15 protein-coding genes are annotated in these 16,170 nt (G+C 72.9%); 7 read left to right on the top strand and 8 right to left on the bottom strand.

The window, feature by feature from the left end; translation table 11 throughout:
* Positions 1-128 precede the first annotated feature (128 nt).
* Together ACFWI4_RS34070 and ACFWI4_RS34065 are read left to right on the top strand one after the other, a co-directional pair.
* Positions 129-1,655: a S8 family serine peptidase gene (locus ACFWI4_RS34070; RefSeq protein WP_387204333.1), complete on the top strand. Its 1,527-nt coding sequence runs from the start codon at positions 129-131 to the stop codon at positions 1,653-1,655.
* Between the two features lie 110 nt (positions 1,656-1,765).
* Positions 1,766-3,220: a CoA transferase gene (locus ACFWI4_RS34065; protein WP_387204330.1), complete on the top strand. Its 1,455-nt coding sequence runs from the start codon at positions 1,766-1,768 to the stop codon at positions 3,218-3,220.
* 125 nt (positions 3,221-3,345) lie between these two features.
* Here ACFWI4_RS34065 and ACFWI4_RS34060 read toward each other — a convergent pair whose 3' ends face one another.
* The 8 genes from ACFWI4_RS34060 to ACFWI4_RS34025 all read right to left on the bottom strand — a co-directional run bounded on the left by ACFWI4_RS34060 (position 3,346) and on the right by ACFWI4_RS34025 (position 11,174).
* A complete protein-coding gene (locus ACFWI4_RS34060; protein WP_387204327.1) occupies positions 3,346-4,389 on the bottom strand; it encodes a zinc-dependent alcohol dehydrogenase family protein in 1,044 nt (347 codons plus the stop codon).
* Between the two features lie 39 nt (positions 4,390-4,428).
* A complete protein-coding gene (locus ACFWI4_RS34055) occupies positions 4,429-5,100 on the bottom strand; it encodes a lysoplasmalogenase (protein WP_387204324.1) in 672 nt (223 codons plus the stop codon).
* Positions 5,097-5,966 (bottom strand): sterol desaturase family protein, encoded by an 870-nt coding sequence (locus ACFWI4_RS34050; RefSeq protein ID WP_387204320.1) that lies wholly within the window; start codon positions 5,964-5,966, stop codon positions 5,097-5,099. The genes ACFWI4_RS34055 and ACFWI4_RS34050 overlap by 4 nt, the downstream gene beginning before the upstream one ends.
* A gap of 156 nt (positions 5,967-6,122) precedes the next feature.
* Positions 6,123-6,833, bottom strand: a complete 711-nt coding sequence (locus ACFWI4_RS34045; protein WP_387204317.1) for a VIT family protein — start codon at positions 6,831-6,833, stop codon at positions 6,123-6,125.
* 50 nt (positions 6,834-6,883) lie between these two features.
* On the bottom strand, positions 6,884-8,119 hold the full coding sequence (locus ACFWI4_RS34040; protein ID WP_387204371.1) for an amidohydrolase family protein: 1,236 nt from the start codon (positions 8,117-8,119) through the stop codon (positions 6,884-6,886).
* A gap of 80 nt (positions 8,120-8,199) precedes the next feature.
* Positions 8,200-9,483, bottom strand: a complete 1,284-nt coding sequence (locus tag ACFWI4_RS34035) for an amidohydrolase family protein (RefSeq protein ID WP_387204314.1) — start codon at positions 9,481-9,483, stop codon at positions 8,200-8,202.
* Between the two features lie 9 nt (positions 9,484-9,492).
* Positions 9,493-10,377 (bottom strand): SDR family NAD(P)-dependent oxidoreductase, encoded by an 885-nt coding sequence (locus ACFWI4_RS34030; RefSeq protein WP_387204311.1) that lies wholly within the window; start codon positions 10,375-10,377, stop codon positions 9,493-9,495.
* On the bottom strand, positions 10,377-11,174 hold the full coding sequence (locus ACFWI4_RS34025; RefSeq protein WP_387204308.1) for an acetoacetate decarboxylase family protein: 798 nt from the start codon (positions 11,172-11,174) through the stop codon (positions 10,377-10,379). The genes ACFWI4_RS34030 and ACFWI4_RS34025 overlap by 1 nt, the downstream gene beginning before the upstream one ends.
* Positions 11,175-11,289: 115 nt before the next feature.
* Between ACFWI4_RS34025 and ACFWI4_RS34020 the strand changes: the two genes are divergently transcribed.
* The 5 genes from ACFWI4_RS34020 (at position 11,290) to ACFWI4_RS34000 (ending at position 16,168) form a co-directional block, all read left to right on the top strand.
* Positions 11,290-11,853, top strand: a complete 564-nt coding sequence (locus tag ACFWI4_RS34020; protein ID WP_387204306.1) for a hypothetical protein — start codon at positions 11,290-11,292, stop codon at positions 11,851-11,853.
* Positions 11,854-11,990: 137 nt separating this feature from the next.
* Entirely contained in the window at positions 11,991-12,986 is a 996-nt protein-coding gene (locus ACFWI4_RS34015) for a DEDDh family exonuclease (protein WP_385405415.1), read from the top strand.
* Positions 12,987-13,064: 78 nt separating this feature from the next.
* Positions 13,065-13,298, top strand: a complete 234-nt coding sequence (locus ACFWI4_RS34010) for a hypothetical protein (RefSeq protein ID WP_339128551.1) — start codon at positions 13,065-13,067, stop codon at positions 13,296-13,298.
* A 92-nt stretch (positions 13,299-13,390) separates the two neighbouring features.
* Entirely contained in the window at positions 13,391-14,182 is a 792-nt protein-coding gene (locus ACFWI4_RS34005; RefSeq protein ID WP_385405418.1) for an SURF1 family protein, read from the top strand.
* Positions 14,183-14,353: 171 nt separating this feature from the next.
* Positions 14,354-16,168, top strand: coding sequence for a glycoside hydrolase family 15 protein (locus ACFWI4_RS34000; protein WP_387204301.1), 1,815 nt, complete (start codon positions 14,354-14,356; stop codon positions 16,166-16,168).
* Positions 16,169-16,170: the final 2 nt, after the last annotated feature.

Here is a 16,170-nt window from a genome sequence, read left to right as displayed (position 1 = left end):
CGTCGCCGCAAGTCATTGCTGGCCCGGCCGGCGGCGGGATAGCTTCTGCCTGCGCCATTCCGTCATGTACCTGCCCGAGCACCATCCGTGTTCGGGCAGCTCCGTTTTCCGGATGATGTGGAGATCCCATGGCTCATCTGCGTTCCAGACAGCGTCTCGCGCTCGCCGTGCCGGTCGTGCTGTCGCTCACCGCCTCGTTCGGCTTCCTGCCGGGCGCCGCCTCGGCCACTCCCCTCGCCGCTCCCGCGGTCACGGCCGCGGACGGGCCGAACCTGTCCTACGTGGTCAACACGACGACGGACCACCGCACGATCGCGGCGGTGGAGAAGGCGATAGCGGCGGCCGGCGGCAGCGTCGTCATCGCGTACGAGCAGATCGGCGTGATCGTCGTCCACTCGGCGAACCCGGACTTCGGCCGGCAGATCCGGACGGTACGGGGGGTGCAGTCGGCCGGTGCCACCCGCACCTCGCCGCTGAAGGCCGAGGGCACGACGGACGAGGGCGCGGTGCAGGTGCTGTCCGCGGCCGAGGCGGCGAAGGTCGAGAAGAAGGCCGACGCGGGCCAGGAGCCTCTCGAGGCCGACCAGTGGGACCTGCGCGCGATAGGCGCCGACAAGGCGGCCGCGATCGATCCCGGCAGCAAGAAGGTGACCGTCGCGGTCATCGACGTCGGTGTCGACGACACGCACCCCGACATCGCGCCGAACTTCTCCCCCTCGCAGTCGGCCAACTGCGTGGGCGGCAAGCCGGACACCACGTACGGCGCCTGGCGCCCGGTGGACGCCGACCACTATCACGGCACGCATGTCGCGGGCGAGATCGCCGCGGCCCGCAACGGCATCGGCGTCGCGGGTGTCGCGCCGGGTGTCAGGGTCTCGGGCATCACGGTGGCCGAGCCCGACTCCACGCAGCTGTTCTACCCGGAGAGCGTCGTGTGCGCCTTCGTGTTCGCCGCCGACCACGGCGTGGAGATCACCAACAACAGCTATTACGTGGACCCTTGGCTCTACAACTGCGGGGACGACCCCGACCAGAAGGCCATCGTCGACGCCGTCAACCGCGCCCAGCTCTACGCCCAGCGCAAGGGCACCCTGAACGTCGCCGCGGCGGGCAACTCCAACGACGACCTCGACGCGAACGCGCTGACGGACGCGTCGAGCCCCGACGACTCGACCGCCACCACGCGGACGGTCGACCCGCACAAGTGCTATGACATCCCGACCCAGTTGCCCGGTGTCGTCACGGTCGCCTCGACCGGGGTCAAGGGCGCCAAGTCGTACTTCTCCAGCTACGGGAACGGGGTCATCGACGTCGCCGCACCCGGCGGGGACCGCTACCAGATCCCGGACACCCCCTCGCAGAACGGCCGCATCCTCTCCACGCTGCCGAACAACACGTACGGCTTCCTCCAGGGCACCTCGATGGCGACCCCGCACGTCGCCGGTGTGGCCGCCCTGCTGAAGTCCACGTACCCCTGGGCGACGCCCGCCCAGCTCCAGCTCCTCCTCAAGGCCGAGGCGGACAACCCGGGTTGCCCGACCGCGCCGTACGACGGCAACGGCGACGGCGTCGTCGACGCGACCTGCGTGGGCGGCAAGCACGTGAACGGCTTCTACGGAGCCGGCATCGTCAACGCCCTGCGCGCGGTCAAGTAGCAGCCGCCGCACCCCCCGTGGCCCCGGCCTCCGCCCTGCGCGGCGGCCGGGGCCACGCGCCGTCGGGGCCGCCTGCCGTGTTGATCGCGTCCACACCGCATAGTGCCGGTATGACGCGAACACCGATGGCCGCCGTTTGGAAGGACCTGGGCGGAGACCCAGCGCTGCTCTCCCGGGTCTCGACCGTCACCCGGGCCGGAGCGCTGGAATCCGCCCTGCCCGTACGGGAGCTGGCGCGCGCGTGCGTGGGCGCCTGCGCGCTGGCCGCCGCCGAACTGGGGGCCCGGCGGGCCGGGCTCGCGCGGGTGCCAGGCGTGACCGTGGACGACGGAGCCGTCGCCACGGCCTTCGTCAGCGAACGGCACCTGCGGATCGACGGGCGCGCTCCGGTGGGTTTCGCTCCGCTGTCCCGGTTCTGGCGGACCGCGGACGGCTGGGTGCGGACGCACGCGAACTATCCCCACCACCGGGCCCGGCTGCTGGACGCGCTGGGGGCCGCGGCCGGCGCGGGCGCCGATGACGTGGCCGCCCTCCTCGCGGAGCGGTCCGCGCCGGAGGTCGAGGAGACCGTGTACGGCGCGGGCGGCCTCGCCGTCGCCCTGCGCGCGCCGGAGGAATGGGCGGCGCACGAGCAGCGGCTCGCCCTGGCGCTGCGGCCGCTGATCGAGCGGACCGAGGCGGCCGGCCCGTCCGGCACCGGCCCGCGCGCCCTTCCCCCGCTGCCGGACGGCGGCCCGCTGCTGCCCGCCGCCGGGGTGCGGGTCCTCGATCTGACCCGGGTCATCGCGGGCCCGGTCGCCACCCGCACGCTGGCCCTGCTGGGCGCCGACGTGCTGCGCGTGGACGGGCCGCGGCTGCCCGAGGACCCGGACGCGCACGCCGACACGGGGTTCGGGAAGCGCTCGACGGTCCTGGACCTGACGGCCGACCGGCCCGCCTTCGAGGAACTGCTGGCCTCGGCCGACGTGGTCGTCACCGGGTACCGGCCCGGGTCCCTCGACCGCTTCGGGCTCTCCCCCGAGGCGCTGGCCGAGCGCGTTCCGGGTCTCGTGGTGGCCCAGGTGTCGGCGTGGGGGACGTACGGGCCCTGGGGCGGGCGCCGTGGCTTCGACAGCCTGGTGCAGGTGGCCACCGGGATCGCCGCGACGGAGGGATCGCCCGAGCGGCCCGGAGCGCTGCCGGCGCAGGCCCTGGACCACGGCACCGGGTATCTGCTGGCGGCGGCCGTCCTGCGGGCGCTGACCGAGCGGACCGGGTCGGGCCGGGGGCAGCTCGTACGGCTGGCGCTGGCCCGCACCGCGATGTGGCTGACGGACGGGATCACGCGGCGGGACGCGCCCGGCTCCGTAGCGGACCCCTCGGCCGGGGATCCGTACGACGCGGCCGGAGAACCCTCCGGCTCGGCCGGGGAACCGTACGACCGCCCCGACGCCTGGCTGGCCGAGCGGGCCGGTCCGCCGGGGCTGATCGGGTACGCCCTGCCGCCCGTCTCGTTCACGGGCGGCCCGGCGGACTGGTCACGCCCACCGGGCCGCTGGGGGACGGACCCCGCTCGGTGGGCCTGAGGGGCCTGGGCCTGTCCGACAATTCGCGTCGTCGCCCGTCGCCGGGCAGGCGGGAATTGTCAGACAGGCCCTAGACGCCGCGGCGGCCCCGGGGAGGTCCCCGGGGCCGCCGTACGGAGTCCGGGTCAGCCGGTGACGAGCACCTTCAGGGCCGTACGCTCGTCCATCGCCTTGTAGCCCTCGGGGACGCCGTCCAGGCCGACGGTCATGTCGAAGACCGGCGAGGGGTCGATGGTGCCGTCGAGGACGTCGGGCAGCAGCTCGGGGATGTACGCGCGCACCGGGGCGACCCCGCCGCGCAGGGCGATGTTCCGGTCGAACATGACGCCCAGGTCGAGGCCCGTACCGCTGCCGTGGGGCACGCCGACGAAGCCGATGGCGCCGCCGTCGCGGGTGATGTTCACCGCGGTGCTCATGGACTGCTCGGTGCCGACCGCCTCGACGACGCAGTGGGCGCCCTGGCCCCCGGTCAGCTCGCGGACGGCCTCGATCGCAGCCTCGCCGCGCTCGGCGACGACGTCCGTGGCGCCGAAGCGGCGCGCGATGTCGGTGCGGACCTGGTGGCGGCCGAGCGCGATGATCCGGTCGGCGCCGAGCCGCTTGGCGGCGAGGACGGCGCACAGGCCGACGGCCCCGTCACCCACGACGGCGACGGTCGAGCCCTTGACGACACCGGCGCCGAGGGCCGCGTGGTGGCCGGTGCCGAGGACGTCGGACAGGGTCAGCAGCGCCGACAGCAGGTGGTCGTCGGAGGCCGCCTCCTTGGGCAGCTGGACGAGGGTGCCGTCGGCGAAGGGGACGCGCACGGCCTCGCCCTGGCCGCCGTCGTAGCCGACCGAGCCCCAGAAACCGCCGTGCACGCACGACGTGGTGAGCCCGTCGCGGCAGTAGTCGCAGACGCCGTCGGACCACATGAAGGGCGCCACGACCAGGTCGCCGCGGCGGACGCCGGACACCTCGGAACCGGTCTCCTCGACGATGCCGAGGAACTCGTGCCCGATCCGCTGGCCCGGCTGCCGGGCCGCCTCGCCGCGGTACGCCCACAGGTCGCTGCCGCAGATGCAGGAGCGCAGCACCCGCACGATCGCGTCGGTGGGCAGCTGCACCATGGGCTCCGGCACCTCCTCCACACGCATGTCGAACGGGGCGTGGATGGTGGTGGCGCGCATGGCGAGGATCCTTCTCGTGCGGAGCGTGGTGAGATGCGCTCAGGGGGTGGTTGAGCGCATCTCACCGTACGCCGCCTCGGGCGCGCGTCGCACCGCGAGGGGGTCGAGCACCCCCCGGACCAGCAGAAACTGGGCGGCGATATACGTGAACATGATCCAGAAGGACGCCATCGGCAGCTGCGGCCAGTCGGCGACGCCGGTGGCGATCAGCGTGTCCGACAGCATGAAGAGCGCGCCGCCGACCGCCGCGACGGGCCCGAGGCGGGTGGCCCCGTACGCCATCGCGGTCAGCAGCAGGCTGTAGCCGGCGACGGGGACGCGCAGGCCGGCCGGCAGACCGGGCCACAGCAGCACGACGAGGACGACGAGCGCCGTGGCGTACGCGAGGACGAGCCGTGCGTCCCGTACGCGTGCCGTCCGGCGGAAGAGCACGAGGTAGCAGACGTGCCCGGCCGCGAAGGAGGCCATGCCGGCCAGGAAGGCGGGGTCGGCGTCGGACAGGAGCGCCAGGTCTCCGCACCAGCCGAGGAGCAGGGCCGCGACGAGCAGCCGGGGCGCGCCGCGTACGCCCGCGTACAGGGCGAGCAGCGGCATCAGGAGCATCTTGGCGATCCGGTGCGCGGGGTCGATTCCGGCGAGGAGCCCGAGGAGGTCGACGGCCGCCGCCAGCGCGAAGCAGACGAGCAGGGCGCGCGCGGGACGCGGGCTCACGCGACGGACTCCGTGACCGGGGCCTCGACGACGGCCGGCGCGGGCTGCCAGCCGGGCCCGCCGAGGAGCCGGCCGGCGCGCTCGCGCCAGCTCGCCGCCGCCTTGAGGTCCCTGGCGATGGCGGTGTACTCGTGGGTGGCCACGCGCACCGGGTTGTACGTGGCGATGTTCTTGGTGAGTCCGTAGACGGGCCGTTCGGTCTCCACGACGAACGATCCGAAGAGCCGGTCCCAGACGATGAGGATGCCGCCGAAGTTGCGGTCCAGGTAGCCGCCCTGGGAGGCGTGGTGGACGCGGTGGTGGGAGGGCGTGTTCAGGGCGAACTCGAACCAGCGGGGCATCTTGTCGATGCGCTCGGTGTGGATCCAGAACTGGTAGACGAGGCTCACCGAGGAGCAGAAGGCGAGCGCGGCCGGGTGCACGCCGAGGGCGATCATCGGCAGGTAGAAGGGCCACGAGGTCAGGCCCGTCCAGGGCTGCCGCAGGGCGGTGGTGAGGTTGAACTTCCTGCTGGAGTGGTGCACGACGTGGCAGGCCCACAGGAGGCGGATCACGTGGTGGCCGCGGTGGGACCAGTAGTAGAAGAAGTCCTGGGCGAGCAGCATCAGCGGGATCGTCCACCACAGGACGGGCACCCGCAGCGGCGTCAGCGCGTAGACCGCGCTGTAGATCGCGACGATCGGGAACTTCCACAGGAAGTCGAAGAAGAGACTGCCGAGTCCCATGCCGAGGCTCGTCGCGGCGTCCTTCTTCTCGTACCCCGCGGCGTCCTCGTCCGGATGGATCCGGACGCTGATCATCTCGATCACGGCGAGGAGGATGAAGGCGGGTATCGACAGCACCACGACATCGGGCAGGTTCGGCATGGGTGAACCGTAGATGCGCTGGTCGGCCGCGTACAGAGGTCGTTACCGATAAGCATTACCGGCGGTATGCGCTTGCTTCTTGGCGCTGTCCGCCAAAGCCCGTCCCGCGCCCGGCCGTCCGCGCGTGCGGCGACGGCTCCGGGCATGGGCGTACGCTCACACGCCCGCCGCTCCGAGCAGGACTCCGGCCGCGTAGGTCACGGCCATGGCGAGCGCTCCCCCGGCGGTGTTGCGCAGCACCGCGCGCCGCGGGTCGGCCGAGCCCAGCCGGGCGCTGCCCCAGCCGGTGAGGGCGAGTGCGGCCAGCACCGAGACCACGGTGACGCCGAGCCGCCAGCGCTCCGGCGGCAGCACGATGGCCAGCAGGGGCAGCAGGGCTCCGGCGGTGAACGCGAGGAAGCTCGCCCAGGCCGCGTGCCACGGGTTGGTCAGGTCGTCGGGGTCGATGCCGAGTTCCACGGAGGCGTGGGCGCGCAGGGCGTCGCGTTCGGTGAGCTGGACGGCGGCCTCGCGGGCCACCTGGCGGGACAGGCCGCGCTGTTCCAGGAGGCCGGTCAGCTCCTCCAGTTCGGCCTCGGGCGCCTCCTTGAGCTCCCGTTTCTCCGTGGCGAGGGCCGCCAGTTCCGAGTCCCGCTGGGTGGAGACCGACACGTACTCGCCCGCGGCCATGGACATCGACCCGGCGAGCAGTCCCGCGACGCCCGCGGTGAACAGGGCGGCGCGGTCGCCCGTGGCTCCGGCCACGCCGACGACGAGTCCCGCGGTGGAGACGACGCCGTCGTTGGCGCCCAGGACGGCGGCCCGCAGCCAGTTCAGCCGCGAGCCGAGGGTGCCGCCGTGGGCCTCGTCGTGCGTCGGTTCCGTCACAAGGGGAGGATCGCACCCGGGGCGCCACCGGGGACGCACCGACCCGGAGTTCACCAGACGCGCACCGAGCCTCCTCTCGCGAACACCGGGCTCGTCGCGTCGGCGGGCGGGACGTCCAGGGGCTCGGCGATCTCGGCCACCGTGGGACCGGTCTTGGCGGCGATCTCGTCGAGGTGTACCAGGTCGAAGCCGTAGACGCGGGCCGCGTTGCCGCCGACCATGGCGGCGACCTCCTCGCGGGGCAGGCCCGCGTAGGCGAAGCGCAGTCCCTCGCGGGTGTAGGGGTGGGTGCCCTCGTCGTGCGGGTAGTCGCTGCCCCACATGATCTTGTCGAGGCCGATACGTCCGCGCAGCGGCACCTCGTGCGGGCGCATGAAACTGGCGCCGACGAAGCAGTGGTCGCGCCAGACCCGGGAGGGGGGTTCGCCCATCGTCGCGGCCAGGCCCGCGCCGAACTTGGACTCGGCCGTCGACGCCCGGCCCGCCGCCGCGACCAGCCGCCCGTGGTAGTAGTCGAGCATGTCGAGGACCCCGGGGATCCAGCCGGAGCCCTGCTCGGTCAGCACCAGTCGCAGGCCGGGGTGCCTGCGGAACGCGCCGCCGAACACCAGGTGCCACAGCGCCCGGTGCGAGAACCAGGTGGTCTCCACCATGTAGACCGCGCGGGCCGCCGGTTCGTCGCCGAGCGGCGGCGAGGCGGAGCCCGCGTGGTGGTTCACCGGGACGCCCAGCTCGGCGCAGGCCGCCCAGATCGGGTCGTACGTCCGCGAGTACAGCTCGGGCAGTCCCGATCCGGGGGGTGTGCCGGGCAGCAGCAGGCCGCCCCTCAGGCCCGCGCCGGCCGCCCGGTGGATCTCCTCGACCGCCGCGTCGACGTCGTTCAGGAGGATCTGGAAGACGCCCGCGCGCCGGCCGGGGGCCGCCGAGCAGAAGTCGGCGAGCCAGCGGTTGTGGGCCCGCAGGCCCGCCCAGCGCCGTTCGAACTCCGCCGCCGTCGGGGCCGGTGCCATCAGGGAACCGGAGGGGAAGAACGGCGGGATGGTGTTGGGGAACACCACCTCCGCGACGATGCCGTCCTCCTCCAGCTCCGCGATCCGCCGGGCGGAGTTCCAGTTCCGGTCGGCGGTGTCGGCGAGCAGGTCCTCGTAGGGGTTGACGTAGCCGGCCGCCCAGGCGTCGAAGTCGTCGTGGTACCGGCGCTCCAGGTAGGGCCTGTAGTCGAGGAGGTCGGCGCCCGCGTGGCAGTCGGCGGAGATGACGGTGTAGCGGTCCTCGGCTCCGGGGATAACGGGGTTCACGGGATTGCCGGGGTTCCCGGCGTTCTCGGGGGTGCTGGCGTTCCCGGCGTTCTCGGGGTTGCCGGGGTTCACGGGTTCACCCCCAGGACGGGGAAGTCGTGGTCCGTCAGCCAGTGGCGGCCCACCTCGCGCGAGCGCGCCCAGGACGCCTCGACCGCCGACTGGTCCTCGTCCTGGCCGAGTTCGGCCGGGGTGGGACCGATCCGCCGGGCCAGCGGGGCGAGCACGTCGGTGTCGAAGCCGAACACCTCGGCGGCCGCCAGGCCCAGCATGCGCCGGGTCTCCGCCACCGGGATGTCGTGGAAGGTCCTCGCCAGCCACCCCCGGGTGTCGGGCCAGGTGCCCTCGGGGTGCGGGAAGTCGCTGCCCCACAGGATGTTGTCGACGCCGATCTCGTAACGCTGGGCGAGTTCCCGGCGCTTGGTGTTGGTCGCGCAGACGAAAATCTGCCGGTCCAGGTACTCGTGCGGGGGCCGCTTCAGCTCCGCGAACGGCGACAGCTTTTTGCCGCCGTGCGCGCCGAGGTAGAGACGGTCCATGAACCACAGCAGATTGGGCAGCCACCAGCAGCCCGACTCGGCGATGCCGAAACGGAGTCCGGGGTGCCGCTCGAAGACGCCCGACCAGAGCAGGAACCACAAGGGGCGCGCGGGCCACCAGGTGACCTCGGAGACGTAGATGCCCAGGTGGTCGCCGTACTCGTGGCGCGGGGCCGCGCCGGAATGGGTGAGCACGGGCATCGAGCACTCGGCGGCCGCCGCCCACACCGGGTCGTAACGGCGGTCGTGGTAGGGCTCCTTGTCGACCCACATGGAGGGGATCATCAGCGCGCCGAGGCCAGACTCCTTCGCTCGGTACACCTCGGCGACGACCCGTTCGCTCTCGCCGGTGACCGGCAGCAGCGCGACACCGCAGTGCCGTTCGGGGTGCTCGGAGACGAAGTCGGCGAGCCAGCGGTTGTGGGCCTGCGCGCCCGCCATGCCGAGCCGCGGGTCCTGGTCGCCGGAGAGGCCGAGGCCCACGCCGAACGGGGCCGCGGTGCGGCTGTCCACGGCGTCCGCGTCGGGGAAGACGACCTCGGCCGCCACCCCGTCGCCGTCGAGTTCCTTGAGGCGCTGCGCGGTGTCCCAACCGCCGCGCAGGCCTTCCTCGTTGTCCTGGAACCACTTGTCGGCGAACGCCTCGTTGCGGATGCCGAGGCGGTTCATCTCCTCGCGGCGCCGGCCCTGGCCCGCGAGGAACTCGTCGAAGTCCCGGTGGAACCGGGCGTCCAGATAGGGCCGGTACTCCTCGGTGGGAAGTCCGGCGTGGCAGTCGGAGGAGATGATCAGATACGGGTCCTGTTCGCTCACCGCGCCCCCTCAGTCGAGGATGAAACTTTCCAGGTACGACGGATCGGCCCGCTCCAGCATCGACCGCGACCTGGCCCGGATCTGCCGGTCGCTGTGCTCGCTCTCGGGCAGCAGCCAGAAGCGGCCCGCGCCGATCCCCTCGGCGACGAGGTCGGCGACCTCCTCGACGGGGGTGAAGCGCACCTCGTGGCCCGCCTCGTCCATCGCGGCCTCCCACTGGGCGAGGCTGCGGTACGGGGTCCTGCGGGGCCGCTCCTTCGCGTACCGCGCCGGCCGGTTGCGGTGCGACTCCCACAGGCCCGTACGGAGCATGTGCGGCCCGGGGAACAGCACGGAGGCGCCCACACGCGCGTGCTCCGCCTTCAGATGCGCGTAGAGCGACTCGGTCAGCGTCACCACGGCCGCCTTGGTGACGGCGTACACGGAGGCGGTGGGCAGCGGGGCGATCCCGCCGTCGCCGGAGGAGGTGTTGACGACGTGGCCGGGCTCGCCGCTCGCGATCATCCGGGGCACGAACGCCTGGACGCCGTGGAAGACGCCCCACACGTTGACGGCGAAGGCCCACTTCCAGTCGTTGGGGTCGTGCTCCCACATCCGGCCCTCGGCGCCGGAGCCGACACCGGCGTTGTTGCACAGGACGTGCACCGCGCCGCAGGTGGCGTACACGTCCTCGGCGAGCGCGAGGACCTCGGAGCGCTCGGAGACGTCCACCACGCGCGCGTGGACGTCTGCGCCGTCCTCGCGCAGCTCCCCTGCGGCCTTCTCCAGCGCGCCCTCCTCGACGTCGGCGAGGACGACCGTCAGACCGTCGGCCGCGAACCGCCGGGCCATCGCGAGCCCGATGCCGCTCGCCGCGCCGGTGACGACGGCGACCTGTCCCGCGCGCAGCTCCATCACACGCTCCCCTCGGGCGGACCGTCGAGGATCTGCCCCGGATCGTCGTAGCGCTGGTGGATGTACGGCAACAGGGCCTGTGCGCCGACCCGTTCGGCGACCTTGCCGCGCTGGCCGGAGGTCTTCTCGCCGAAGGTGATCTCCACGAGGCCGCGCACGGGCAGATCGGCGACCGGGTCGTACATCGACTCGCGCAGGACGACGTCCCCGGTGACCCGCTCCAGTCTGCGGACCTTCTCCTCGCGCAGGCAGTGCACGAGGACCGGGTCGGCGTCGAAGCCCGAACCGTCCACCGCGGGAAGGAACTTGAAGTAGAAGTCGGTCTTCCGCGCCGGCTCGGGCAGCGGCAGGTGCCCGCTCACCGCGCCGCGCACCTCGACGAAGGCGATGCCGTGCCGGGCGAGCACCCCCCGTACGACGAGCCCGTCGCGCTCGACGGTCACCTCGCCGAGCTTCTTGGGCTCCCCGAAGACCTCGCGGCCGCCGATCAGGGCCCGCTCGTGGGTCATCGGCATGACCAGCGGATACCAGCCCTCGACGTCCCGGTGCGCGGCGGCGACGGCGAACGAGCCCGCGCCCAGCGGGTATCCGGGCAGATCGACCTTGCTGATGCCGACCCGCACCAGGGGCCGGGCCGTGGGCTTCAGCGGGGGCGGCAGCACCGCCGCGACCGCGTCCGGGTCGCTCTCCCAGACGGCCACCAGTCCGGTGGACCAGATGTCGGGGAGCTGGGAACTCGCGGTGCGCGCGGCGGTGATCTCCGCCTCGGTGCGCGCGCCGTACCTGACTCGTGCCATGTCCGTACCGCCCTTCGTAGGCGCTACCTGCTGGGGCGCCAGCACGCTTGCACCGCACGGGTGAAAGGTCCATAGCCGTGCGCGGGCCGGGATCCACGGGTCCCGGAAATAATCGGTGGCCCTGAGTTCCGGGGACGGGCGGGACGCCTCGTACGATCCCCGCGCGGTGCGTCAGCGCTACGACCTGGAGGGCGACTCCCGGATCCACGTGCCGCTGCTGGTCGACCTGGAGCGGCGCACGTTCCTGTGGACCGACCTGCATCTGGCGGCGTCCGAGGGCTTCCACAGCGTGTACCGGCACAGTGCCGAACTCGGGCGCGTCGGCCGGGATCTGTTCCAGTACTTCACCACCGGCCGTACGACCCTGTGGGATCTGTCGGTGTGGCACGCGGCGGCCCGCTCCGACGAGGTCGTGGTGGTCCGCCGGCTGCCCTCGACCGGCGAGCTGTGGCACTACAGGCGCGCGGAGGCAGAGCCGGACGCGGCCTTCGCCGCCGGGTCCGGGCCCTGGAGCCTCCGCAGTGGCGGCGCCCGGCCGAGGACCCGGACGCGCTCGCCGCGGAGGCGGCCGCGAAGAAGCACGTCCTGCTCGCGCTGGTGCACGGCGGCGTCGCCCCGGAGGGCGCGGGCGGGTCCGTGTACCGGCTGCTGCCCGGCCCGGTCGACGGCTGCGGTCTGACGCCGCTGACGGCCGGCGACCTGGTGGCGGCCCTCGGCTGAGCGTCAACACCGGGGTCTCGCACAGGGAAACGCGGGAGGCCGGATCGGGGAAGGCGGGGACCGGTATGTCGGTCGGGGCCCGTATCCTCATTGACCATGCTCGAAGACCTCACGACCGCAGCGTCCCCTGCCTCCTGGCCGGCCGCGTATCCGCAGGGATACGCGGTCGTCGACGTGGAGACCACAGGACTGGCCCGCGACGACCGGATAATCTCCGCCGCCGTGTACCGGCTGGACGCGCTCGGCGAGGTCGAGGACCACTGGTACACGATGGTCAATCCGGAGCGGGACCCGGGTCCGGTGTGGATCCACGGTCTGACGAGCGAGATGCTCGAAGGGGCGCCGCTCTTCCACGAGGTGGCCGAGGAGTTCGCCGCCCGGCTCGCCGGCCGGGTCCTGGTCGCGCACAACGCGGTCTTCGACTGGTCGATGATCGCCCGGGAGTACGCGCGCGCGGAGCGCGAGGCGCCGGTGCGCCAGCGCCTGTGCACCATCGCGCTCTCCAAGGAGCTCGGCCTGCCGCTGCCCAACCACAAGCTGGAGTCGCTGGCCGCGCACTTCGGTGTCGTGCAGCAGCGGGCGCACCACGCGCTGGACGACGCGCGCGTGCTGGCCGAGGCGTTCCGGCCGAGCCTGCGGGCCGCCGCGCGGGCCGGGGTGCGGCTGCCGCTCCTCGAATGCCTGCCGCTCAAGGAGTGGTCCGACAGCGCCGCGGCCCCGCGGATCGGGCGGCAGGGGAGCCACGGCTCCGGCGGTTACCCGTCCGGGAGTTGGCGTCCCTCCCGCAAGCGCCCGGCGTGCCCCCATCCGAACCCCGGACGGTACTCGGCGGACAAACCTCTCAAGCAGGGCATGCGGGTCGCGTTCTCCGGTGACACGTCCGTCGACCGTGAACTGCTGGAGGACCGGGCGGTCGAGGCCGGGCTGCATGTCGCGACGAGCCTGTCCCGGCTCACCAGTCTGCTGGTGACCAACGATCCGGACTCCGGCACGTCAAAGGTGGTCAAAGCGCGACAGTTCGGGACGCCGGTGGTCGACGAGGCCGCGTTCGGACAGCTTCTGCGGGACGTCGAACCCGCGTCGGAAGGGTGACGGGCGTACGGGTGATTGACGGGCGACTCGCCCCGCGCCCGCTCGCCCGCACCGCCCCCGCACTCCACCCTGTGGCGCATGGCGAGATGCGAAGTATGCGGCAATGACTACGGAATGACCTTCGAAGTGCACGCCCAGGGTGCTGTGCACGTATTCGACTGCTTCTCCTGCGCGATCCACCGGATGGCCCCGATCTGCGAGCACTGTCGCGTGCAGGTCATCGGCCAGGGTGTCGAGGTCGACGGCCACTGGTACTGCGGCGCGCACTGCGCCCGCGCGGAGGGGAAGGCGGGGATCGTCGACAAGGTCTGAGGCTCCCGGCTCGTCCGCCGGACGGGGTGTCGGACGGCCCTCGGCGGGACCCTCCCGTCGGGGGCCGAATCATGCCGAGTACCGTCAATGGGGTGTACCGCTTCCTGTTGTCCCGGCAGTGGGTGATCCTCACCCTCGTGGCCCTCGCCCTGATCCCTACGATGATCAAGCTGGGCTTCTGGCAGCTCCACCGGCATGAGCACAAGGTCGCCCTGAACACGGTGATCGCCGACTCGCTCGCCGCGAAGCCGGTACCCGCGGAGACGGTCACCGCGCCGGGCAGCCGGATCGGGGACGACGACCTGTTCCGCCGGGTGACCGCGAAGGGCCGCTTCGACACCGCGCACGAAGAGGTCGTCCGCCGCCGCACCAACGCCGACGGCGAGGTCGGCTACCACGTCCTGACCCCGTTCGTCCTGGACGACGGCCGGGTCCTCATGGTGAACCGGGGCTGGGTTCCGGCGGACGGCGCGCAGACCGCCTTCCCGAAGATCCCGGCCCCCGCCTCGGGCGAGATCACCGTCACCGGCCGGCTGATGGCCGACCAGACGACCGCCGAGAGCGGCATCAAGAACGTCCGGGGCCTGCCCGCCCGTCAGGTCATGCTGATCAGCAGCGGGCAGGAGGCGCGGCGGCTCGGCAAGCAGGTCCTCGGCGGTTACATCGAGCAGACCGCGCCGGCGCCCAAGGGCGGCTCCCCCGAGCTGATCCCCGACCCCGAGCACAGCGACATCGGCCCGCACATGGCCTACGCCATCCAGTGGTGGCTCTTCTCCGCGGGCGTCCCCTTCGGCTGGGTGGTCCTGGTCCGCCGCGAGCGCCGCGACCGTGCGGAGGCGGCCGCCGCCGAGACCACGCCGGAGGCGGAACCGGCGGGCGTGTAGCCCGGCGGCCGACTCCCCCGCGACCGGGCGTGCAGCCCTGCGGGCCGCCCCCGAGACCGGGCGTGCGGCCCGGCGGCGGCCCCCTGTGACTCCCCGCCCGGCTCCGCCGCCGGCTCCCACGCCACTCTGGCGGCCCGATTGACCGTTGCCCCGTTCGGGAACCCGTCCACCGTGCACCGACGCATCGAGGACTACGCGCTCATCGGGGACGAACAGACCGCCGCTCTGGTGAGCCGCGACGGCTCCGTCGACTGGCTGTGCCTGCCCCGCTTCGACTCCGCCGCCTGCTTCGCGGCCCTGCTGGGCGACGAGGACAACGGCCAGTGGCGGATCGCGCCCGAGGGCGAGGACGTGTGCACCCGGCGCGCCTACCGCCCGGACACCCTGGTGCTGGACACCGAGTGGGACACCGCCGACGGCTCGGTCCGGGTGACCGACCTGATGCCGCAGCGCGAGCACGCGCCCGACCTCGTACGCGTCGTCGAGGGACTCAGCGGCCAGGTCCGGATGCGCAGCCTGCTGCGGCTGCGGTTCGACTACGGCTCGGTCGTCCCGTGGATGCGCCGCTCGGACGGCCACCGTGTCGCCGTCGCGGGACCGGACTCGGTGTGGCTGCGCAGCGAACCACCCGTGCACACGTACGGCAAGGACTTCCGTACGCACTCGGAGTTCACCGTGCGGGCGGGCGACAAGGTCGCCTTCGTCCTGACCTGGCATCCCTCGCACCGGCCCCGGCCGCCGCTGTGCGACCCCTTCGAGGCGCTGGAGACCAGCGTCCAGGACTGGCAGGCGTGGGCGGCGCGCTGCCGCTACGACGGACCCCACCGCGACGCCGTCGTCCGCTCCCTGATCACCCTCAAGGCCCTCACCTACGCGCCCACCGGCGGCATCGTGGCCGCCCCCACCACCTCGCTGCCCGAGGAGATCGGCGGGGTGCGCAACTGGGACTACCGCTACTGCTGGCTGCGCGACTCCACCCTCACCCTCGGCGCGCTCCTGTCCGCCGGGTACCACGAGGAGGCCGAGGCCTGGCGCGACTGGCTGCTGCGGGCGGTCGCGGGCGACCCCGCGGCCCTCCAGATCATGTACGGCCTCTCGGGGGAACGCCGGCTGTCGGAGTACGAGATCCCGTGGCTGTCCGGCTACGCGGACTCCTCACCGGTGCGGGTCGGCAACAGCGCCGTGGAACAGCTCCAGCTCGACGTGTACGGCGAGGTCATCGACTCGCTGTCGCTGGCCCGCCGCTCCGGCCTGCCGTCCCGGCCCCACATGTGGCGGGTGGAGTGCGCCATGATGGAGTTCCTGCGCGTGGCGTGGCGGCAGCCGGACGAGGGGATCTGGGAGGTGCGCGGCCCGCGCCGGCACTTCGTGTACTCCAAGGTGATGGCCTGGGTGGCCGCCGACCGCGCGGTGCGCACCCTGGAGGACGACCCGACGCTCGACGGCGACATCGAGGCCTGGCGGGCGATGCGCGACGAGGTGCACCGCGAGGTGTGCGAACGCGGCTTCGACGCGGCCCGGAACACGTTCACGCAGTCCTACGGCTCGACCGAACTGGACGCCTCCCTGCTGCTCATCCCGCGCGTGGGTTTCCTGCCCCCCGACGATCCCCGGGTGATCGGGACGGTCGACGCGGTCCGCGCGGAGCTCGCCCCGGACGGTTTCCTGGTCCGCCGCTACACCGCCGCGGCGGCCGGGGTCGACGGGCTTCCGGGCGACGAGGGCGCCTTCGTCGTCTGCTCGTTCTGGCTCGCGGACGCGCTGCATCTGACGGGCCGTACGCGGGAGGCGCGCGAGCTGTTCGAGCGGCTGGTCGGGCTCACCAACGACCTGGGACTGCTGTCCGAGGAGTACGACCCGGTCGCGGGCCGCCAGCTCGGCAACTTCCCGCAGGCCTTCAGCCACATCGGCCTCGTGGTGACCGCCCTCAGCCTGTTCGGCGTCGACGGGCCGGGGAAGGCGGACGGGGCCGTACCGCCGGAGTAGGG

Source organism: Streptomyces sp. NPDC127038, from assembly GCF_042725875.1.
Taxonomy (GTDB): domain Bacteria; phylum Actinomycetota; class Actinomycetes; order Streptomycetales; family Streptomycetaceae; genus Streptomyces.
This window is presented reverse-complemented; position numbering and strand designations above follow the sequence as displayed.